17 protein-coding genes are annotated in these 20367 nt (G+C 73.9%); 7 read left to right on the top strand and 10 right to left on the bottom strand.

The window, feature by feature from the left end; translation table 11 throughout:
• Positions 1-71: 71 nt before the first annotated feature.
• Positions 72-191 carry a DUF7710 domain-containing protein gene (locus FHX75_RS32225; protein ID WP_425463477.1) on the top strand — a complete coding sequence of 40 codons (120 nt, stop codon included), beginning with the start codon at positions 72-74 and terminating at the stop codon, positions 189-191.
• Between the two features lie 37 nt (positions 192-228).
• Here FHX75_RS32225 and FHX75_RS10520 read toward each other — a convergent pair whose 3' ends face one another.
• The 4 genes from FHX75_RS10520 to FHX75_RS10505 form a co-directional block, all read right to left on the bottom strand.
• A complete protein-coding gene (locus FHX75_RS10520) occupies positions 229-1944 on the bottom strand; it encodes a CDP-glycerol glycerophosphotransferase family protein (RefSeq protein ID WP_154939013.1) in 1716 nt (571 codons plus the stop codon).
• A 27-nt stretch (positions 1945-1971) separates the two neighbouring features.
• On the bottom strand, positions 1972-3483 hold the full coding sequence (locus tag FHX75_RS10515; RefSeq protein ID WP_154938483.1) for a bifunctional cytidylyltransferase/SDR family oxidoreductase: 1512 nt from the start codon (positions 3481-3483) through the stop codon (positions 1972-1974).
• Between the two features lie 113 nt (positions 3484-3596).
• Positions 3597-4415, bottom strand: a complete 819-nt coding sequence (locus FHX75_RS10510) for an ABC transporter ATP-binding protein (RefSeq protein WP_154938481.1) — start codon at positions 4413-4415, stop codon at positions 3597-3599.
• On the bottom strand, positions 4408-5301 hold the full coding sequence (locus tag FHX75_RS10505; RefSeq protein ID WP_154938479.1) for an ABC transporter permease: 894 nt from the start codon (positions 5299-5301) through the stop codon (positions 4408-4410). The genes FHX75_RS10510 and FHX75_RS10505 overlap by 8 nt, the downstream gene beginning before the upstream one ends.
• Before the next feature lie 215 nt (positions 5302-5516).
• Between FHX75_RS10505 and FHX75_RS10500 the strand changes: the two genes are divergently transcribed.
• The 3 genes from FHX75_RS10500 to FHX75_RS10490 all read left to right on the top strand — a co-directional run bounded on the left by FHX75_RS10500 (position 5517) and on the right by FHX75_RS10490 (position 10349).
• Positions 5517-6116 carry a TetR/AcrR family transcriptional regulator gene (locus FHX75_RS10500; RefSeq protein ID WP_154939011.1) on the top strand — a complete coding sequence of 200 codons (600 nt, stop codon included), beginning with the start codon at positions 5517-5519 and terminating at the stop codon, positions 6114-6116.
• A 170-nt stretch (positions 6117-6286) separates the two neighbouring features.
• Positions 6287-8371: a DUF6077 domain-containing protein gene (locus FHX75_RS10495; protein ID WP_154938477.1), complete on the top strand. Its 2085-nt coding sequence runs from the start codon at positions 6287-6289 to the stop codon at positions 8369-8371.
• 220 nt (positions 8372-8591) lie between these two features.
• Positions 8592-10349 carry a CDP-glycerol glycerophosphotransferase family protein gene (locus FHX75_RS10490; protein WP_211364378.1) on the top strand — a complete coding sequence of 586 codons (1758 nt, stop codon included), beginning with the start codon at positions 8592-8594 and terminating at the stop codon, positions 10347-10349.
• A 59-nt stretch (positions 10350-10408) separates the two neighbouring features.
• Here FHX75_RS10490 and FHX75_RS10485 read toward each other — a convergent pair whose 3' ends face one another.
• Positions 10409-10747 carry a DUF952 domain-containing protein gene (locus FHX75_RS10485; protein ID WP_154938475.1) on the bottom strand — a complete coding sequence of 113 codons (339 nt, stop codon included), beginning with the start codon at positions 10745-10747 and terminating at the stop codon, positions 10409-10411.
• 132 nt (positions 10748-10879) lie between these two features.
• On the opposite strand from FHX75_RS10485, the gene FHX75_RS10480 reads away from it, so the two are divergent.
• Together FHX75_RS10480 and FHX75_RS10475 are read left to right on the top strand one after the other, a co-directional pair.
• Positions 10880-11536 (top strand): response regulator transcription factor, encoded by a 657-nt coding sequence (locus tag FHX75_RS10480; protein ID WP_088962950.1) that lies wholly within the window; start codon positions 10880-10882, stop codon positions 11534-11536.
• A 10-nt stretch (positions 11537-11546) separates the two neighbouring features.
• Positions 11547-13034: a sensor histidine kinase gene (locus tag FHX75_RS10475; protein ID WP_154938473.1), complete on the top strand. Its 1488-nt coding sequence runs from the start codon at positions 11547-11549 to the stop codon at positions 13032-13034.
• Positions 13035-13038: 4 nt separating this feature from the next.
• Here FHX75_RS10475 and FHX75_RS10470 read toward each other — a convergent pair whose 3' ends face one another.
• The 4 genes from FHX75_RS10470 to FHX75_RS10455 form a co-directional block, all read right to left on the bottom strand.
• Positions 13039-14001 (bottom strand): TAXI family TRAP transporter solute-binding subunit, encoded by a 963-nt coding sequence (locus FHX75_RS10470; RefSeq protein WP_425463476.1) that lies wholly within the window; start codon positions 13999-14001, stop codon positions 13039-13041.
• 61 nt (positions 14002-14062) lie between these two features.
• Entirely contained in the window at positions 14063-14710 is a 648-nt protein-coding gene (locus FHX75_RS10465) for a hypothetical protein (RefSeq protein ID WP_154938471.1), read from the bottom strand.
• 100 nt (positions 14711-14810) lie between these two features.
• Positions 14811-15605, bottom strand: a complete 795-nt coding sequence (yaaA, locus tag FHX75_RS10460; protein WP_154938469.1) for a peroxide stress protein YaaA — start codon at positions 15603-15605, stop codon at positions 14811-14813.
• 22 nt (positions 15606-15627) lie between these two features.
• The gene (locus tag FHX75_RS10455) at positions 15628-17250 is read right to left on the bottom strand and encodes a hypothetical protein (protein ID WP_246157827.1); all 1623 of its coding nucleotides are present in this window, start codon (positions 17248-17250) and stop codon (positions 15628-15630) included.
• A gap of 118 nt (positions 17251-17368) precedes the next feature.
• On the opposite strand from FHX75_RS10455, the gene FHX75_RS10450 reads away from it, so the two are divergent.
• Complete coding sequence (locus FHX75_RS10450) at positions 17369-18409, top strand: App1 family protein phosphatidate phosphatase (protein WP_154938464.1); 1041 nt, start codon at positions 17369-17371, stop codon at positions 18407-18409.
• A 34-nt stretch (positions 18410-18443) separates the two neighbouring features.
• Here FHX75_RS10450 and FHX75_RS31165 read toward each other — a convergent pair whose 3' ends face one another.
• The gene (locus tag FHX75_RS31165; RefSeq protein WP_211364377.1) at positions 18444-19982 is read right to left on the bottom strand and encodes a hypothetical protein; all 1539 of its coding nucleotides are present in this window, start codon (positions 19980-19982) and stop codon (positions 18444-18446) included.
• Positions 19983-20367: the final 385 nt, after the last annotated feature.

Genomic DNA, 20367 nt, shown 5'->3' with positions numbered 1-20367 from the left:
GGATGTGGGGCAGGTCGGCTGAGGACGACAGCCGGCAGCCCTGATCGGCGCAAGGCAGAGGCCCCCACCGTGTGGATCTTTCACGGCGTCGCTTCCGACCGAGCAAGCCCCACCATGGGACGCCAGAACATGTCGCCGGTTTCTCATCTGGCCTTCGCCATCGGCATCTGACCGAAGGCGCGCCGGACTAGCCGGACCGGAGCCGGTGGACGCGCCCCGGGCCGACGTTCAGGCGGTGGGGGAGAGGGGTGACCCCTCCTGCGCCACCGAGTCGGCGGCGCGGGGCGACGGGGGCTCCCACCCCGGCTCCAGCTCACGCCGGGCCGCCTCGAGGAAGCCGTCGGCGTACGAGTCGGCGGGGAAGTCGCCGAGGTAGCGGCGGCGGGTCTCCCACCGGGCCGAGGCCAGCGGGTCGGTGTCCAGCAGCCCGGTCAGCACGTCGTCCACGTTGGACATGTCCCGCCGCAGCACGTAACCCGAGCCGGCGAGGGGGAACCGCGTCACGAAGTCGTCACCGTCCACCCCCATGTCGGTCACCGCGTACGGCTTGCCGGAGTAGAGGAAGTCGGAGATAACCCCGGAGACGTCGGAGACCAGCGCGTCCGCCCGGTTGACGCAGTCGACCAGGGACAGCTCCCGGCTCGCCGCGGCGCCCCAGAGGTGCTGCCGGCCGGTGCCGGCCCGGTCGGCAGCCAGCAGCTCGGTCAGCCGGGCCAGCTGCCGGGCCGAGGCCGGGTTCTGCGAGGTGTACGGGTGGGCCCGCAGGATCACCGTCGCCCCCCGGTCCAGCAGCCGGCGCAGCAGCGTCTCGGCCACCGGCAGGGAGCAGTAGTTGGCGTCGGCGTGGTGCCCCGTCCAGGTCGGGGTGTAGAGCACGGTCGGGTGCGCCAGGCCGGTGACCGGCTCGGTGCGTACCTCGATCGCCTCGACCTGCGGGCGGCCGACCACGACGAACTTCTCCGCGGGGATCTCCACCCCGGCGCGGGCGTACCGCTCGACGGCGGCCGGACCGGCCACGAAGATCCGGTCGAAGATCGCCGACACCGGGTTGGCGCTCGGCGCCTTGTCGCTGTCGCCGTGGTGCAGCTGCACGTGGGTGAGCTGGGAGAACCGGATGCAGTGGCTGTTCTTCGCGCCGTGGTTGACGTAGAACGCCACCCGCAGGCTCGGCACCAGCGCCTCGTCCATCGCCTTGAGCGTCGGGCAGTAGACGACGGGGGCGCTCGTCGCGGCGGCGACCGCCGGCAGGAACTCCGGCTCCCGCAGCAGCACCACGAAGGGCCGGCCGAGCCGCTCCAGGTACGGCAGCCACATGGTGACCTGGTACTCGGAGCCGGGGGGAGCGGAGAAGTAGAGCAGGAACTCCGGCTGGTGCGCCCGCAGTGCCCGGGCGACCGGCCCGCCGCCCGCCGCCGGCCGGAACCGCCGGCGGGCCAGGTCGAGCCCGACCGCCGCGCAGGCGCCGGCCACCAGCAGGCTGGCGGCCAGCGCGACGACGGCGGGCAGGGTGAGCGCGGCGCACACCGCCACCACCCCCAGCAGGGCCAGCAGCGCGCCGCCGAGTCGCGCGGCGACCAGCGGGGTCCAGGTGCGCACGGGCAGGTTGGCGGCCCGGATCTCCAGGTTGCCGGCGTCGCGCAGCGGCCCGATCAGCAGCACCAGGCCGAGCAGCGCCAGCGCGGTGAGCACCAGCGCCGGGTCGAAGCCGCCGTCGAGTCGGCGGGCGTACCCGACCAGGATCCCGGCGGCGAGCAGCACCGACTCGGCGCTGATGTCGGCGCCCGGCCGGACCCGACGCTCCGCCGCGGCCGCGACGAGCGCGGCCACCGCCAGCGCCAGACCCCAGCCGGTGGCGCCGGTCAGCGCCACCACCAGGAACGCGACCACGGCCAGACCGGTGGTCAGGCACCGCGCGATCAGTTTTCTGACCAGGTCACCACGCATGTCGCCCACTCGCCTCCGGGTCGTGGGTCAGCCGGCGTCGACGCCGCTGGCCAGCCGGTCATGGTCGGCGACGGTGGGCTGCGCCGGCACCGGGGCCGGTTCGCCCGGCGCCCGGCGTACGTCGATCACCTGGCCGGTCAGGTCGGAGATCAGCACGTCCAGCGAGGACTGGGCCACCGTCTCGGCGGCGAGCAGGGTGTGCTCGGGCTCCTCGCCGAAGGCCTTGGTACGCATCGGGGTGGCGGTGCGCTCCGGGTTGATGCAGTTGACCCGCACGCCGAACTCGGCCCACTCGTCGGCCAGCGCCTGGGTCAGGTTGACCAGGGCCGCCTTGGTGGCGGAGTAGAGGGCGTACTGGGCCCGGCCCCGGGTGTAGGAGCTGGACGTGTAGAGCAGCAGCTGACCCTTGGTCTGCTGCAGGTACGGCAGCGACTGCCGGGCGGCGATGACCGGGCCGACGAAGTTGACCTGGAGCACCCGGTCCATCGTCTCCTGGTCCATGTCGGTCAGCGAGCCCTTCTCCAGGATGCCGGCGGTGACCACCACGTGGTCGATCCGGCCGGTGGCCTCGAAGGCGGTCTTCAGCGCGGCCTCGACGTCCTCGGCGCGCTCGACGTGGGTGCCGGTGGAGGAGCGGCTGAACGGGAAGACCTGGGCGCCGTAGCGGCGGGCCAGCTCGGCCAGGTCGTGGCCGATGCCGTAGCTGCCGCCGAAGATCACGATCGTGCGGCCGGTCAGCTCCTCGGTGTAGCTGCGGTGGTCGGTCAGCCGGGGCGCCTGGGCGGCGGCGAGCTGGAAGAGCTTGTCCGCCAGGTGTACGTCGACCGGGTGGGTGACCTTGATGTTCTCGTCCGAGCCGTCGATCACCTTGATCGGCGTACCGGGCAGGTAGCGCAGCACCACGCCGCAGTCGTCGGTGGCGGCGAAGTCCGGGTCGCCCTCGGCCCGCCGGTACGCCTCCCGGATGGTGCCGGAGCGGAACGCCTGCGGGGTCTGGCCACGGCGCAGCGTGGCGCGGACCGGGATGTCGGTGATGCACTCGTTCTCGTCGACCTGGATGATCGTGTCGGCCGAGGGGATCGCCACGTCGACCGCGGAGTAGGTCCAGAGCGCGTTCACGCACTCGCGCACGATGCGGGCGCTGACCAGCGGCCGGACCGCGTCGTGGAAGAGGATGTTGACGTCGCCCTCGCCGACCGCGTCCAGGGCGATCCGGGTGGTGGCGTTGCGGGTGTCGCCGCCCTCGATCACCTTGCTGACCTTGCGGAAGCCGGCCCTGTCGACGATCTGCTGGGCGTCGGCGACGTGGCCGGTGGCCATCAGCACGATGATCTCGTCGATCTCCGCCGCGGCCTCGAAGACGGCCAGGGTGTGCTCGATGATCGGCTTACCGGCGATCTTCAGCAGCTGCTTCGGGATGCCCAGGCCGAGCCGGGTCCCGGTGCCACCGGCCAGCACCACCGCCACCGTCCGCGAGGGCCGCCACGGCGCCGGGGTCTCCGGTGTGGCGTCCGGGCCAGTGGTGTGGTCCTGCGTCATTGCCGATCCTCACTTCCGGGAATGCCTGAACGAAAGATTGCGCCCGAGTGGCGACGGGTTGAACCTTAACGCGCGGACCGCGCCGTCCCAACGGGGCGGCGCGGTCCGGGATGTTACTTACCGTTGGAGAATGCCTCGTATGCCCGGATCACCTCGTCGGTCGGTCCGTCCATCCGGAGCACGCCCGATTCCAGCCAGATCGTCCGTTCACAGGTGTCCCGGATCGAGGAGAGCTGGTGGCTCACCAGGAACACCGTGCCGGCGCCCTCCCGCAGCTCGCGGACCCGCTGCTCGCTGCGCTTGCGGAAGCCCTTGTCGCCGGTGGCGAGCGCCTCGTCGATCAGCAGCACGTCGTGCTTCTTGGCGGCGGCGATGGAGAAGCGCAGCCGGGCCGCCATGCCGGAGGAGTAGGTCCGCATCGGCAGGCTGGCGAAGTCGCCCCGCAGGTTGATCCCGGAGAACTCGATGATCTCCGGGGTCATCCGGGCCACGTCGTCCGGGTGCATGCCCATGGCCAGGCAGCCGAGCGTGACGTTCCGCTCACCCGACAGGTCGTTGAGCAGAGCGGCGTTCACGCCGAGCAGCGAGGGCTGGCCCTGGGTGTAGACCGCGCCCCGGTTCACCGGCAGCAGGCCGGCGATGGTGCGCAGCAGGGTGGACTTCCCGGAGCCGTTGCTGCCGATCAGCCCGATCGCCTCGCCCCGGTACGCGGTGAAGGAGACCCCCTTGACCGCGTGCACCTCCTGGATGTTCGGTGCGGAGGACCGCTTCACCAGCCGCCGCAGCGCGGCCACCGGCGTGCTGCCCCCACCGGCGCCCTTGTGCACCCGGTAGATCACGTGCGCGTCGTCCACCACCACGGTGGGGATCCGCTCCGTCAGCCGGGGCAGCGTGACGGTGACGTCGTTGGACGCCTCGAAGTGGTCAACCACGGCCGTACTCCTGTTCGCCGCGCCAGAAGTAGATGAAGCCCCCGACACCCGCCAGCACCGCCCACGCCGCGCCGACCAGCCAGAGCTGGGTCAGCGACTCGTTGAGCAGTGGCGCCTGCTCGAGCAGGGAGTAGCGGGCCAGCTCGATGTAGACCAGCATCGGGTTGAACTGGACCACTGTCGTCGCCCAGCCCGGCAGCCGCTCGAAGAGGCTGACGCTGTAGAGCACGCCGGAGCCGTACATCCAGGTCCGCAGGATGAAGGGCATGACCTGCTTCAGGTCGCTGGCCTTCGAGCCCATCCGGGCGACCAGCATCACGATGCCGGCGTTGAAGACCGCCTGGAGCAGCAGCGCCGGGACCACCATCAGCCACTTGAGGGTGATCGGCTCGCCGGTCACCAGCACGATCCCGACCAGCACGACCATCGAGGCCAGCAGCTGCTGGAACTGGGTGAGCGTGGCGGCCAGCGGCAGGCTGGCCCGGGGGAAGTGCAGCGCCCGGATCAGCCCGAGGTTGCCGCTGATCGACTGGGTGCCGGCCAGCACCGCGCTCTGGGTGAAGTTGAAGATGAACAACCCGGTGGTCAGGTACGCGATGAAGTTCGGGATCTGGTTCTGGGCGAGCACGATCCCGAAGATCAGGTAGTAGACCAGGGCGTTGGTGAGCGGGGTCAGCACCTGCCAGACCTGACCCAGCTTGGCGTTGCTGTACGAGGCGACGAGCTTGGCGTTGGCGTACGCGGCGATGAAGTGCCGGTAGGACCACAGCCGGCGGCTGTATTCGGCCAGGGAGGGGCGCTCACCGGCGACCCGTAGTCCGTGCCGGGCGGCCAGCTGCGCCTGGGTCAGGCCCGTTTCGGGGTCGACCAGCGCGGTGTCGGCCATGGAAGGGCACTCCGATCTTTCGTGCCAACGGGATGCTCGCGACGATGGAATCTTACGAGGAGCTGTTCGCGGAGGCCGCCTCGTCGCTGCGTGGACGGTAGTCCAAAACACGTCGGGACGCAACCGTACCGTCGTTGCGGTACATTGGCCCACGTGACAGCTGCGGAAGGTCCCCGATGACCAGCGAGAAGAGGCGTACGCCGGCCGGCGCCGCGGTGCTCCGGGGCGACATCACGAAGGCCATCCGGCGCGCGCTGATGCAGGAGCTCGCCGCGGTCGGCTACGGCCGGCTCTCGATCGAGGCGGTCGCCCGCCGGGCGGGGGTCAGCAAGACGGCCATCTACCGGCGGTGGAGTTCCAAGCTCGAACTGGTCCTGGAAAACGTGGTCGCCGCCGCCGGCAGCAAGCTGCCCGCGCTGGACACCGGCACCCTCCGCGGCGACCTGGCGCTGCTGTTCCAGGTGATGGCGCACGCGCTGAGCCACCCGCTGGCCTCGCAGATCATCCCCGACCTGCTCGCCGAGGCGGCCCGCAACCCGACCATCGACCAGACCCTGCAGCAGGTGCTCCGGGGCAAGCAGCAGGAGATCGGCGGCCAGCTCATCGGCCGGGCGATCGAGCGCGGCGAGCTGCCGGCCGACACCGACCCGGACGCCGCGGTCGACCTGATCGTGGGGCCGCTCTACTGGCGGCTCGCCATCGCCCGCACCCCGCTCACCGACACCTACCTCGACACCCTCGCCGAGGCGGTCGCGGCCGGCCTCGGCGCCGAACCGATGCTGCCCCGCCAGCGCGAGGCGCCGGTGCCCGGCTGACCCGGAACACACCGGTGCGCCCCGACGCGTCACCGCCACGCCATCTGCCGGACATCACGAAAGGGTGGTTCCGGCTACTCTGCAACCCGGACCGGAGCCGGGCCGCCCCCGTGGCGCCGCCCGCCGCATGCCTGTCGCGCACATCGCCCACACAACGACAAGGACGACCCGTGTCGAACGCCGACCACGTTGCCGTCGAGGAGCGTCCCGCTCCCGCGGACGCGTCCCCCCAGAGCCCGCACGCGCCCGGTCGGCGCCGCCTGTCCGCGCTGATCGCGGCGGCGCCCGCCGCCGTCACCGACGCCGGCGTGGTCGGCTTCGCCCTGTGGACCGTGCTCTACCACGCCGCGTTCCTGTTCAGCCTCCGCCCGTCGGTGACCTTCCTGATCTGGGTGGCGTCCGGCGTCCTGCTGGCCGGCTGGGCGGGGGTGCGCGCCTGGCGGCGCAGCGGCGCGGCCACGTCGTCGACGCCCGTGGCGCCGAGCCCGTCGCCCGCGGCTCACCCGCGCCGCTGGGTGCTGCCGGTCGTGGCGGCCGCCGCCGTGGCGGCGATCACCGCCGGCCTGGCCGGCACGCCGGCCGGGGACGGCATCTCCTGGTGGGTGCCGGCCGCCGCCGGGATCGTCGCGGCCGTCGGCGTGATGCTGCTGACCCGGCGGGCCTGGCTGGCCGGGCCCGCGCCGGAGCCGGCGGCGCCCGCGCCGACCGCGCTCCAGTCGGCGTACGCGCTGCTGGTCTCGGTCGGGGTGGCGATCTCCTCGCTGTTCATCGCGCGCAACACCCCCGACGACGTCTACTACGTCGGCAAGTCGGTCTGGGTGGCCGAGCGCGACATCGTCCCGCTCAACGACTTCCTCTTCACCGAGAACATCGCCCCGGCGATGGGCTCGCAGCCGCCGACCCCCTCCATCGAGGTCTTCGCCGGCGCGCTCGGCCGCGTTCTCGGCATCCACGGCGCCTCCGCGACCTGGTACGTGCTGCTGCCGGCGCTGGCCGTGCTGGCCATCCTGGCGCTCTGGCGGCTGGTCCACCGGTGGGCGCCCCGCCGCCCGGTGCTCGCCTTCAGCGTCGCCGTCGCCTACCTCTACCTGGTGGCCGGGGCGGACGCCGCGCTGGGCACCTTCCACCTGCCCCGGCTCTACGAGGGCAAGGGCATGTTCGTCTCGGCGGTCATCCCGCTGATGTGGCTCTACCTGACCGAGTGGTTCGACACCCGCTCGCGCCGGTCGCTGCTGCTGGTCTTCGCGCTGTCGGTGACCGCCGCCGGCCTGACCACCACCTCGGCGATCATCCTGCCGATGCTGGTCGGCGCGGCGGGGCTGGCCATGCTGCTGGTCGGCCGCTGGAAGGACGCCCTGATCGGCGGAGTGGCCGCCGTCGCGTACCCGATCGGGGCGATCGTGGTGTCCCGGCTGGTGCTCGGCGGGATGAACGCGACCGGCGCGGACGACGCCTTCTTCGACGCCGAGTACACCTACCGGCGGACGCTGCTGGTGGGGATCGTCGGCGTGATCAGCGGCCTGGCGCTCTGGTGCGGCCCGCTGCTGGCCCGGCGCCGCACCCCGGCGCTGCTGGCCGCCGGCGCCACCCTGACGATGAGCGTGCTGCTGATCCCCGGCGTGCTGGAGGTGCTGGGCGACCTCAGCGGCATCTCCGTGGTGCTCTGGCGGGTGCCCTGGCTGCTGGCCCTGCCGGCGCTGATCGGCCTGCTCTGCACGGTGGACGTCCCGTCACCCGCGCCGCTGCTGCGCGGCGCGGTCGGGGCCGTGCTCGCGGCGGCGATGGTCGCCTGCTTCGCGCTCTGGGCGACTCCGATGTGGTCCCCGGTGAGCTGGGTGGAGACGCACGACCGGCCGACCTGGAAGCTGCCCCAGCAGCGGCAGAAGATCGCGTTCTGGATCAAGGACCAGGACCGGCCGGACGGCCTCCTGCTCGCCCCCTCGGTGATCATGCGGACCTCGCTGATCGTCACCAGCGAGGTCCGGGTGGTCCTGCCGCGCGACTTCTACCTGGTCGAGTACGACCTCACCTCGGACTTCGCCAAGGACCGGCTGCTGCTCGCCAGGTTCGCCGACGGCCGGATCCAGCCCCCGAAGGACGAGGTGGCCACGGCGGTGCGACGGGTCGGCGTGGGCACCATCTGCGTCTACAACGGCAACCGGTACGCCCGCGACACCGTGGTCGACCTCGGCTTCCAGGAGTTCGCCGCGCGCAAGGGGCCGGGGGCGATGACCTGTTACCGACCGGCCGGCTGAGCGGTCCGACACCCACGCCCCGGCGGCGCGCCGGTCCGGGTCGCGGCGACGATGATCGTGCCCGACACCCGACCGACGCCGGGGCATCCACTCGCGTTAAGGTCGCAGTCACCCGCAGCCGGGTCGAATGGGACACGGCGCGGGACAGACCACCCACGTCGCGGCGTGACGTCGACGACACGGGCAATGCCCGTCATCGATCTCGTAGGGAGCGTAACCGTTGTTCGGCACGTTAATGGAACGCATCGGCGTCGCCGCCCGTGGCGCACTGCTGGTGCTGTCCTACCTGGTCATGCTCGTCGCGGGCACCCTCGGCTGGGTGCCCGTCTTCGCCGTGGCCGGGCTGGCCGCCGTCGTCGGTGAGTTCGCCCTCTCCCGGTGGTCGCCGCCGTCGGACCTCCTGCTGGAGAAGGTCGGCCTCAACCGGGGCTACCGGCAGCTCAGCCGCGACCTGGCCACGGTGCTGCTGGTCGCCGCGACCGTCCGGCTGACCGCGATCGAGGTGACCTGGCTGCTGATCCTGCCGGCCGTGGTGTGGGTGATCGCGGTCTTCTCCGGCGCGCTCAACACGATGATCGACCGTCGCAACCCGATCTCCGCGCTGGTCCGCAACATTGAGCTGGGCCCGATCCGGTCCGCGCCGCGCCCGCCGCAGTGGGCGTCCGACCTCGCCGGCGTCCCGCTGGCGGTGGCGAACGTGCTGCTGATCCCGGCCGCCGTGGTGGCCGCGGTCCAGGACGACGTCGCCCCGGTCCTGGTCGTCGGCGCGGTGGCCGCCGTCGCCGCCGCGGCGGTGGGCGCGATCATCGCGCTGACCTGGCTGCGCGGCCGGGGCACCGGCAAGAGCCCGGTGCTGCCGGTGCTCCAGCGCTGGCTGGACAGCTACCGGCCCGAGGTGGCGCTCTACTTCGCCGGCCCGGCCAAGGACGTCTACCAGGCCAACATGTGGCTGGCCCCGACCGAGGCCCTGAACCAGCGCGGCATCGTGCTGATGCGCAGCAGGGAGGCCTTCCTCGAGCTGGCCGACACCCGGCTGCCGGTGGTCTGCGTACCGGCCGGGGTCGACTTCATGAACCTCGAACTGGGCACCGTCCGCGCCGCGCTCTACGCCGCGAACGTCGGCGCGAACATCCACATGCTCCGCGAGCCGGGCATGAAGCACGTCTTCGTCGGGCACGGCGACAGCGACAAGCAGGCCAGCGTCAACCCCTACAGCAAGGTGTACGACGAGGTGTGGGTCGCCGGCCTCGCCGGCCGGGAGCGCTACGCCCGGGCCGGTGTCGGCGTACGCGACGAGGACATCGTCGAGATCGGACGCCCGCAGCTCGCCGGCGTGCACACCTTCGGCGCGCGCGCCGAGGACCGGCCGTTCACCGTCCTCTACGCCCCCACCTGGGAGGGCTGGCTGGACGACGACCCGTACCACACCTCGGTGGTGCTGATGGGGGAGCGGATCGTCAAGGGACTGCTGGCCACCTCGCCCACGGTCCGCCTGATCTACAAGCCGCACCCGCTGACCGGCTCCCGCTCCAAGGAGGCCAAGGCCGCGCACGAGCGGATCGTGTCGCTGGTCCGGGCGGCCGGCGGCGACGTCGACGCCACCTCGCTGGACGGCCCCGGCCACCGGGTGGTCACCGGCCGCGTCCCGGCGCTGTTCGACTGCTTCAACCAGACCGACCTGCTGATCAGCGACGTGTCCAGCGTGGTCTCCGACTTCGTGCAGAGCCAGCGGCCGTACGTGGTCGCCAACCCGAGCGGGCTGCCCGAGGACGAGTTCCGCCGGGAGTTCCCGACCTCGCGGGCGGCGTACCTGCTCTCGGTCGACTGCGGCGAGCTGGAGAAGATCCTCGCGCTCACCCGCACCGGCGACGACCCGATGACCGAGGCGCGGCGCGAGCTGAAGACCTACCTGCTCGGCCCGGCCGAGGCGAACCCGATGGACCGGTTCCAGGAGGAGATCGGGCGGCTCTGCCGCTGACCCAGCGCACCAGGAGGCCCGGGACGGACGACTCGTCCCGGGCCTCCTCGGCTGCCGGCTCAGCGCAGCAGGTCGGCCACGGCCTCGGCGGCGGGCACGTCCGCCGGCAGCTCCGCGACGCCGCTGACCGCCTCCAGCGGCAGCTCGCCGTACAGGTGCGGGAACCAGGCGCCGTCGCGGGACGGCTCCCAGCGCAGGTCGTCGCCGAGCAGGTCCTCCTCGACGGTGAGCAGGGCCAGCCCGGTGGCGCCGGCGTAGTGCCGCCGGGCGGTCTCCACGATCTGGTCCGCCGCCGACAGGTGCAGGAACCCGTCCTGGCGGTCCAGGGCCGAGGCGGGGACGTACCCGTCGACCCCGGCCCGCGCCCACTCGTCGAGGGTCACCAGTTTGTAGATCATGACGGCAGCCTACGGCCCGCTCCGCCCACCCCGGCGCCGGTCGAGCTGCCCGATGGCCGGACCGGGCCTCCCGCCCGTCGCGCTCTTCTGCCACCATTCGCACGTCATCCGTACGACGAATGGGGGTCACCCGTGCGCATCCTGCTGGTCGAGGACGACCGTCGGGTGGCCGCCGCCCTCTCCTCGGCGCTGACCCGGCGCGGGTACGAGGTCGAGCACGCCGCCACCGTCGCCGCGGCCCTCTCCGCCGCCCCGTGCGACCTGGTGCTGCTGGACCTGACCCTGCCCGACGGGGACGGCACCGAGGTCTGCCGGGAGCTGCGCCGGCGCAGCAGCCAGCTCGGCATCATCGCGGTGACCGCCCGGGGCGAGGAACGCGACCGGGTGCTCGGCCTGCGGCTCGGCGCCGACGACTACGTGGTGAAGCCGTTCTCGATGGTGGAACTACAGGCCCGGATAGAGGCGGTGCTGCGCCGCGCGTCGCACACCGTGCCGGAGCGGGACCTGATCGAGGCCGGCGCCGTGCGCATCGACGTCGCCGGCCGTACGGTCACCGTCGCCGGGCGGCCGGTGGCGCTGACCCGCAAGGAGTTCGACATCCTGCTCTCGCTGGCCCGCCAGCCCGGCGTCGCGGTGCCCCGGGACCGGATCCTGCTGGACGTCTGGGGCACCACCTGGGCCGACCGGCACACCGTCGAGGTGCACGTGGGCTCGCTGCGCGGCAAGCTCGGCGAGCCCCGCCTGGTGGAGACCGTGCGCGGGGTCGGCTACCGGCTCCGCGGCGAGTGAGGGGCGGCCGGTGCGTCGCCGACTGGTGATCAGCTACCTGCTGCTGATGGTGCTGGTGCTGCTGGCGTTGGAGACTCCGCTGGCGGCCACCCTCGCCTCCCGGGAGACCGACCGGGTCCGCGCCGACCGGCTCGCCGACGCGACCCGGTTCGCCTCGCTGGCCGGGCCGGCGCTGCGCGGCGGCGTGCCCGGACCGCTCAGCGGCGAACTGGCCGCCTACGAGGAGCTCTACGGCATCGGCGCGGCGGTGGTCGACCGGGACGGCCGTACCGTGGTGGTGTCGCCCGACTGGCGCGCCGGCCGGGCCGCCGAGACGGCGCGTGACACGGCCCTGGCGGGCCAGCAGTTCAGCGGGCCGGAGGCGGTCTGGCCGTGGGTGGACGGCCCGCTGGTGGTGGCGGTGCCGATCAACGACGGTGGCGAGGTGCTCGGCGCGGTGGTGACCGCCACCCCGGCCGGCAAGGTCCGGCGCACGGTGACGGTCTGGTGGCTGCTGCTGGCCGGGATCGGCCTGCTCGCCGTGCTGGCCTGCGTCTCCACCGCGTTCGGGCTGGCCGGCTGGGTGCTGCGCCCGGTCACCGAGCTGGACGCGGTGACCCACGAGATCGCCGAGGGCGACGGCGGGGCGCGGGTGCAGCACCGGCTGGGCCCGCCCGAGCTGCGCCGCCTCGCGGCCAGCTTCAACAACATGGCCGACGCGGTCTCCGACGTGATGGACCGGCAGCGCGCGTTCGTCGCCCACGCCAGCCACCAGCTCCGCAATCCGCTGACCGCGCTGCGACTGCGGGTGGAGGAGCTGGGGCCGAGCCTGACCGACCCGGACGGCCGGGCCGAGCACCGGCTCGCGCTGGAGGAGACCGACCGGCTGGCGCTGGTGCTCGACGCCCTGCTCACGCTGGCCCGGGCGGAGCGGGAGGAGAACCAGCGGGTGACCGTGGACGCGGCGGAGGTCGCCGCCTCGCGGGTCGCCGCGTGGGAGCCGCTGGCCCGGCACCGCTCGGTGGCCCTCCGGCTGCACGCCCGTGGCCCGGCGTACGCCCGGACCGTGCCCACCGCCGTCGACCAGGCGCTGGACGCGCTGATCGACAACGCGGTGAAGTTCAGCGGGGCCGGGGGAGAGGTCACGGTGACCGTCCGGTACGCCGACGACGGCACCGCCCTGGAGGTACGCGACACCGGGCCGGGCATGACGCCGGGCCAGCTCGACCAGGCCACCGAGCGGTTCTGGCGGGCGCCGGACGCGCAGAACATCGACGGCGCGGGGCTCGGGCTGACCATCGTCGCGGTGCTGGTGGACGCCTCCGACGGGCGGCTGACCATGCGGGCGGGGGAGCCGCGCGGCCTGGTCGCGGAGCTGTGGTTCCCGGCCCCGGTCGACCCGCCACCGGCGTTGGCCACCATCGGGACCACCCCGGCGGACGCCCCGGTGCCGAAGCAGGTGGGCCCGGGGCACTCCGCCGAGGACGTGGGCGTCGACGGGGCGCCGGCCGGGGCCTGAGCGGTCAGGGTTTGACGGAGCGGTACCAGCCCGCCGCGCCCGGGTGCAGCGGCAGCGGCGCGGTGGCGATCGCCGAGCGGGGACTCATCCGGCCGGCCGCCGGATGGGCCGCAGCCAGCTCGGCCCGGCGCTCCATCAGCAGCCGGGTCACCTCCCGCACCAGCGGCTCCGGCAGGTCCGCCCGGACGATCAGGTAGTTCGGGTTGGCCACCGTGGTGACCGGGTCGAGGTGGTACACCGAGCGCGGGATGTCCCGCGACACGTACACCTCGCGGTAGCTGCGGCGCAGCGGCTCGGTCCACTCGCCGAGGTCGACGACCCGGGTGGCCGAGTCGGCGGTCAGCTCGCGCACGGCGCGCACCGGCAGCCCGCCGGAGAAGAAGAACGCGTCGATCTCGCCGGCCCGCAGCGCGGCCACCGAGTCGTCCAGGTTGAGGTGCTTCTGCTGGACCCGGTCGCCGCCGAGCCGGGCCACCTCCAGCAGCCGGGTCGCGGTGACCTCGGTGCCGGAGCCCGGCGCGCCCACCGACACCCGCCGACCGCGCAGGTCGGCGACCGTCCGGACCGGGCCGCCGGCGGTGGTGACCAGGTGCAGCAGGTCGTCGTAGACCCGGGCCACCGCGAGCACCGACGGGTGCGAGGCGGGCCCGGTGGGCAGCACGTCGGCCTGGGTGAAGCCGAGTTCGGCCGCACCCGCGCCGACCAGCCGCATGTTCTCGGCGGAGGCGGCGGTGACCACCACGCTGGCCCGCACCCCGGGCAGCTCCCGGTTGAGGATGGCGGCCAGCGACTGGCCGAAGGCGTGGTACACGGCCGTCGCGCTGCCGGTGGCGATCCGGATCGGCACCGGCTCGGGCGGAGAATCGCGGCAGGCAGCCAGCCCGCCCGTCGACACGAGCAGCAGCATCAGCAGCGCCGCCGGGGCGGCGGCACGCCGCCGGCCGGGGACAGACCAGCAACGGCTCACGCGCAGCACTCTGCGCCGCGCACTGCCCTGGGCGCAAGCCCGGGGCGGTCGGCGTACCGGGTCAGCGGGCCGGGGCGAGCGCCGCGCGGTCCATGATCCGGAGCCGGTCCGGGCCGTCGGCGACGCTGACCACGAAGCAGCCGGCGCCCGGCCGGAGCAGGGCCGGCACGTCCAGCAGGGCGGCGCTCCGGACCAGCACGGCGGCCAGCTCCCGGTCGGTCAGCCGGATCCCCAGGATGTGCCGGCGCACGTGCCGGCCGCCGGCCAGCAGCGCCGACCGCCAGGCCGCCGCGGCCAGCCGGGAGCGCCAGGCCGCCCGAGCCGTCGACGCGCCGGGGGCCGGCCCGCCCAGCAGCTCACGGCGGCCCCGCCGCCAGCCCGACTCACGCAACTCCGCGTACGCCGCCCGGTGGTCCCGGGGTACGTGCAGCCGGTGCAGCTCGTAGCGGCGGCGCAGGCCACCGCTGACCACCTCGTGCTCCACCGGCACGTCCAGCCGGTTGAGCAGTTGCCGCATCCGCAGCGCGGCGTCCTCCCGGTTGAACTCCACCGGCCGGTACGGCTCGATCGGGCCGCGCTCGGCGGCGGGTGGGGGTGTGCAGCGGACCAGGCAGGCCACCTCGAACGCGTCGCCCAGGGTGAGCCAGTCCATCGGCGGCGGGGGCGGCGGAACACGGGGCCGGTCGAGCACAGTGGGTTGCGGGGCCATCGGACCGCTCCTTGTCGGCGTCGGGGGTCCCCATACCGTCACCCGCGCGCCGGCCGGGTTCCACCGATCCGGCCCAGCCTTGAGGAAATCTTGCGGCTCGTCAGAGCTCGGTGACCACCACGTCGAGCTGCCGGGGGCGCCCGGGCGGCGTCGGCTGCTCCTCGACCGTGTACTTGAGGTCACGCAGCGCGGTGACCAGCCCGGCGGCGGTGCGCGGCCGGGCGCCGGCCATCAGCAGGTCGCGGACCAGCCGGCCCTTGGTGGCCTTGTTGAAGTGGCTGACCACGCTGCGGGTCGGCCCGGCCGGCGTCTCCCGCTCGTGCAGCACCCGCACCGTCACCGTGCGGCCGGCCTGCTCGCCGCGCGGCGTCCAGGTGGCGGCGTACGCGCCGGAGCGCAGGTCCAGCACCGGCCCGTCGCCGGCCGCCGCCGCCATCGCCGGGGCCAACGCCCGACGCCAGTACGCCGACAGCGCCCCCACCCCCGGCAGCTTCGCCCCGATCGGGCAGCGGTACGGCGGGATCCGGTCGGTGAGGCGCACGGCGCCCCAGAGGCCGGAGCTGATCAGCACGGTCCGGCGCGCCGCCCGCTGTGCCGGGGCCGGCAGCGAGGCCAGGTCGAGCGCCTCGTAGAGCACCCCGGTGTAGACCTGCCCCGCCGGTGCGGTCGCCGCCCGGTCCAGCCGCGCGTTGCGGGCCAGCTCACCCCGCTGCCCGGCGCTGAGCCCGAGGGCGGCCAGCGCCGCCGTCTCGTCGCCACCGCTCAGCGCGATCAGCGCGGCCAGCACCTCCTGGCGGGCGGGGGTCAGCTCGGGCAGGGAGAGCCGGGTCAGGTCGAGCCGCCGGCCCGTGCCGGTGTCGGCCTTCCCCTCGGAGGGCGGCAGCAGGATGAGCACGCCGCCAGCGTACGGGCCGGACTCAGCGCCACGGCCGCACGGCGGTCGGCGGGTGGTACACGCGATATCCGGCGACCTCCACCAGGGCGGCGGCGTCGGCCCGCTCGCCGAGCAGGCGGCGTAGCCGGCGGTCCGCCGCGGAGCCGACCTCCACCACGTACCCGGGCCGCTCCGCCCGGCCGACCTGCTCCCAGTACGGCCGGTAGCGGTTTTGCCCGGGGGTGAGCGCGCCGTCGAGCACCGCGCAGACCACCCGCTCGCCGGTGGCGAAGGTGAGCCGGTTGCAGGTCCAGTAGTCGCCGTACACCTCGCGCAGCCCGGTCCGGCGCACCGCGTCGGCCAGCTCCCGCGCCTGCCGCTCCTCGTCCTGGGCCGCCTCCGTCCCGGTCAGGAAGAGCCCGGTGGCCACCACGGCGGTGGCGGTCAGCCCGGCCAGCACGGCGGTCGCGGTCGCCCCGGCCAGCCGGCCCGCCGCACCGACCGTGCCCCGCCAGCAGGCCACCGCCGCCGCCCAGAGCGGCCAGAGCACCGCGGGCAGGGAGATCTGGAGCACCGACAGGTAGCGGGCGTTGCCCAGCGGGTCCGTCACGGTGAGCGGACTGCGGACGTACGCGAGCAGGGTCAGCGCCGCGCCGACGACCAGGGTGAGCTGCGCGACCGGCCGGACCCGCCGGGCCGTGGGCAGGCCGGCGGTCCGGCGGTACGCGACCAGCGCGAGCAGCCCGGCGACGGCCAGCAGCACCGGGTAGAGCAGGCCGAACCACTCCTGCCAGCGGGCGCAGCCGGTGATCGGGCAGAGCCCGGTGGCCAGCGGCACCCCCTCCAGCAGACCGCCGCGCAACCGGAGCGACCAGGGCGGCGGCGGGCCGCCGGTGGAGTTGATCTCACGGAGCACCGACAGCGAGTCCGACCCGGGCGGCGCGAGAAGGTTGTCCCAGATCATCGGCGCCACCCCGACGGCGAAACCGGCCACCAGCAGCAGCCCCGGCCAGCCGAGCAGGTCCCGGCGGGCGGCGTAGAGCAGCAGCAGCCCGGCCACCGCCAGGTACGGCACGATCAGCCAGTCCGACCAGAGCGCCAGCCCGGCCAGCAGCCCGGCCAGGCCGATCGCGGCCCACCGGCGCGGCACCCGGTCCTGGGCCAGCGCCACCGCGATCAGCAGCATCGCCAGCACCGCCGGTTTTACCTCGGGCCGGCCGCCCACCACGGTCAACTGGTCACGCACCACCCGTTCGGTGCCGAGCACCAGCAGACCCACCACGAAGGTGGCGAACCAGGGCGAGTAGAGCCGACGGGTCAGCCGGTACGACAACCAGAGGAAGAGCGCGTACAGCACCAGCAGCGGCAGCCGCAGCACCGGCCAGCTCGGACCGGCCAGCGCCACCAGCGGCGCCGCCAGGTACGCCTCGGCCATGCCCATGTAGTGCTGCCCGTAGAGGAACACCGGGCGCTCCCGGCCGGCGGCGATGTGCAGGGCGGCGAGCCCGAAGGTGGCCTCGTCGCTGTTCGACGGGGGCACGGTCAGCAGGGTCAGCACCAGCCGGTAAACCACCCCGACCGCCCCGAGCAGCAGCGCGACGAGCGCCGGCCGGTCGAGCCGCGGCCGCTCCGCGTGGTCCTGCGATCCTGATGTCGACACGACCAACGCCCCCGTCGTCGTCCCGACCGGAGTGTTTCACGCCGTACCGGACGCCCGGGGCGGATCCCGGGAGCCGGGCGTCTCTCGCGTGGCCGCTTCCGCCCACGTGTGGCAGGGTTGCAGCGTGCCACCCACTCCCGCAGGCCAGCTGGCCGTACCGAACCTGCACCGAGCCGCGCGGCTCGAGGACGCCGTGCACCAGCTGGTGGAGCGTCGCCTGCGCCGCACCGGCTGGCAGGCCAACATCGTCGCGTACGCCGGCTACGGCGCGCCGGGCTGGGCGCGGGTGCTCTGCCGGGTGCTGCTCGGCCGCCCGGACACCCGGCAGCGGGGCCGGCTGGACAAGGTACGCGGCTGGCGCAGCTTCACCACCCTGCCGGCCAAGCACGTCAAGGTGACCATCGAGGCGGGTGGGGTCACCCACGAGGCGCAGGCCGACCGGAGCGGCTTCGTCGACACCGTCGTCGAAGGCGACTTCACCCCCGGCTGGTCCTCGGTACGCCTCAGCGTCGCCGACGCCGAGCCGGCCGAGGCGTTGGTGCGGATCCTCGACCCGGAGGTCCGGTTCGGCATCCTCTCCGACATCGACGACACGGTCATGGTGACCGCGCTGCCCCGGCCGCTGCTCGCCGCCTGGAACACCTTCGTGCTGGACGAGCACGCCCGGGCCGCGGTGCCCGGCATGGCGGTGCTCTACGAGCGGCTGGCCACCGCCCACCCGGGCGCGCCGGTCTTCTACCTCTCCACCGGGGCGTGGAACGTCGCGCCGACGCTGACCCGGTTCCTCTCCCGGCACCTCTACCCGGCCGGCCCGCTGCTGCTGACCGACTGGGGGCCGACCGCCGACCGGTGGTTCCGCAGCGGCCGGGAGCACAAGCGGGCCACCCTGGCCCGACTGGCCCGGGAGTTCCCCGAGGTGCGCTGGCTGTTGATCGGCGACGACGGGCAGCACGACCAGGAGATCTACCGCGAGTTCGCCGCCGCCCACCCGGAGAACGTCGCCGGGGTGGCGATCCGCCGCCTCTCGCCGACCCAGTCGGTGCTGGCCGGTAGCCTGCCCGCCCCGGCCGGTCAGTCCTCGTCCGGCCCGGTGGGGCAGAAGTGGCTCTCCGCGCCGGACGGCGCCGGGCTCTGGAAGCTGCTGCGGGACGCGGGCCTGGTCTGACGTACGCCCGACCAGGCCGCGCCCACCGCCGTCCTTAGTCCGTGCGTGACCCGCTGACCGTGCCGGCCTTGCGGCCGTCGGCACCCGCACCCGTGCCGGTGTCGGCCGTCCCGCCGTCGGCGGCGGACCCGCCGGACTTTTCCCCGGCTGCGTCGGCGCAGCCCGGCGCACTCGGATCGGCCACCATATAGACCGAACCGGCATTGCCCGCGCCCTGGTCCTCGGCTCCGGCCTGGTCCTCGGCTCCGGCTTGGTCCTCGGCTCCGGCCTGGTCCTCGGCTCCGGCTTGGTCCTCGGCTCCGGCCTGGTCCTGCGCTCCGGCCTGATCCTGTGCCCCGGCCTGATCCTCAGCTCCGGCCTGGTCTGCTGCGCCGCTCTGGTCGTGGGCGCCAGCCTGGTTCTCGGCTCCGGCCTGGTTCTGTGCGTCGGCCTGGTCGTCGGCCTCGTTCTGGTTCCCGGCTTCGTTCTGGTTCTGTGCCCCGGCCTCGTTCTGCGCCTGGTCCTCGGCTGCGGCCTGGTCGCGCGCGGCCTGCCGGGCCTCCCGCACCTGCTGCACGATCGCCCGCAGTTGCTGGATCCGGACGCGGATCTGCTGGATCCGGTCGGCGACCTGCCCGCCGGCATTCGCCGCCTTCTGGCCGCCCGTGTTCCCAGCCTTTTGACCGCCCGTGTTCCCGGCCTTCTGGCCGCCCGCGTTTCCGGCCTTCTGGCCGCCGGCGTTCCCCGCCTGCTGGCCGGCGGCCTGCTCGGCGCCCGCCTCCTGCCCGCCGGCCTCCTGCTCACCTGCGGCCTGCTGTCCGCCGGCCGCCTGCTGCCCTGCGCCCTGTTGCTCGCCGGCCTGCTGCCCACCGGCCCCCTGCTCTCCGGCGCCGGCCTGCTGGCGAGCCCTGGCGGCCTCGATGATGTCGGCGATCTGCCCTAGCAGCCCACCCACAGCGTCGATGATCCCGGCCGCCCGCGCCGCGCCGCCGCCGCCCGCCGCACCTGCGCCGGGAGCCGCGCCTTCGCCGGGAGCCGCGTCTTCGCCGGCCGCCGCGCCTGCGCCGGGAGCCGCGCCGCCGCCGGGGGCCGCGTCCCCGCCGGGAGCGGCCTTCCCGGCCTGGGCCTGCTGCGCACCCTGCACGATGTCGCGGACGCCGCCGAAGATCCCGTCGAGCCGCTGCACCCGGGCCTGGGTCGCCTGCGGGTTGGCGAGCTGGCCGGTCCGCTTCCCGGCCAGCTGCTCGGTGATCGCCCACGCCTGGTCCAGGCGGGTGGCCATGGCCACCTCCCACGGGACCATCGGGCAGGCGGCCCCGGCGACGTCCACGTCGCCGTCGCAGCCGGCGGCGGCGCGGCGCTGCTGGATCAGGTCGACCACGGCCTGCCGGTTGGCGATCCGGGCCGGCGAGTTGGCGTCCGGATTCTGCCGCTGTCCCGCGATGAAGGTCAGGTTGTTGCGCAGGGCCGTGTCCAGGCCCTGGCAGTTTTCCGCCGCCTGACCGGTCCCGGTCGCGACCGCGAAGGCCGCGCCGGCCGTCACCGCGAGCGCGACCCCGCCGGCGATCTTCCGCTGACGGGACGAGCCCGTCACCCTTTGTCTACTCGTCGTGCCCCTGCTCCACGCCATCGAAGCTCCTCCGCCTCGTCGTCACGGGTGTCCGGCATCCGATGCGGGATACGGCGGCGACTGCGGGGACGGTTCACGTCGCGGCACGGCAGCGGCGCAAAGTTCGACGGAGGGTGAGAGTTTTGGCGTTGCCGGCTACGGCCAGTAGTGCATGCCTGGTCGATGATGCGCTGAGCGATATGACTCTGAGGCATATTTATGACTCACAGGCATATCGCTCACCACGAACATGTCTCCCCGGCGGCGACCTGACCAACCCGCCCGCGAGCTGACTGACCGGCCCGCGACCTGACCAACCCGCGACCTGACCGACCAACCCGCGACCTGACCGACCGGCCCGCGACGCGAC

The organism is Micromonospora palomenae, from assembly GCF_007829925.1.
Taxonomy (GTDB): domain Bacteria; phylum Actinomycetota; class Actinomycetes; order Mycobacteriales; family Micromonosporaceae; genus Micromonospora; species Micromonospora purpureochromogenes.
This window is presented reverse-complemented; position numbering and strand designations above follow the sequence as displayed.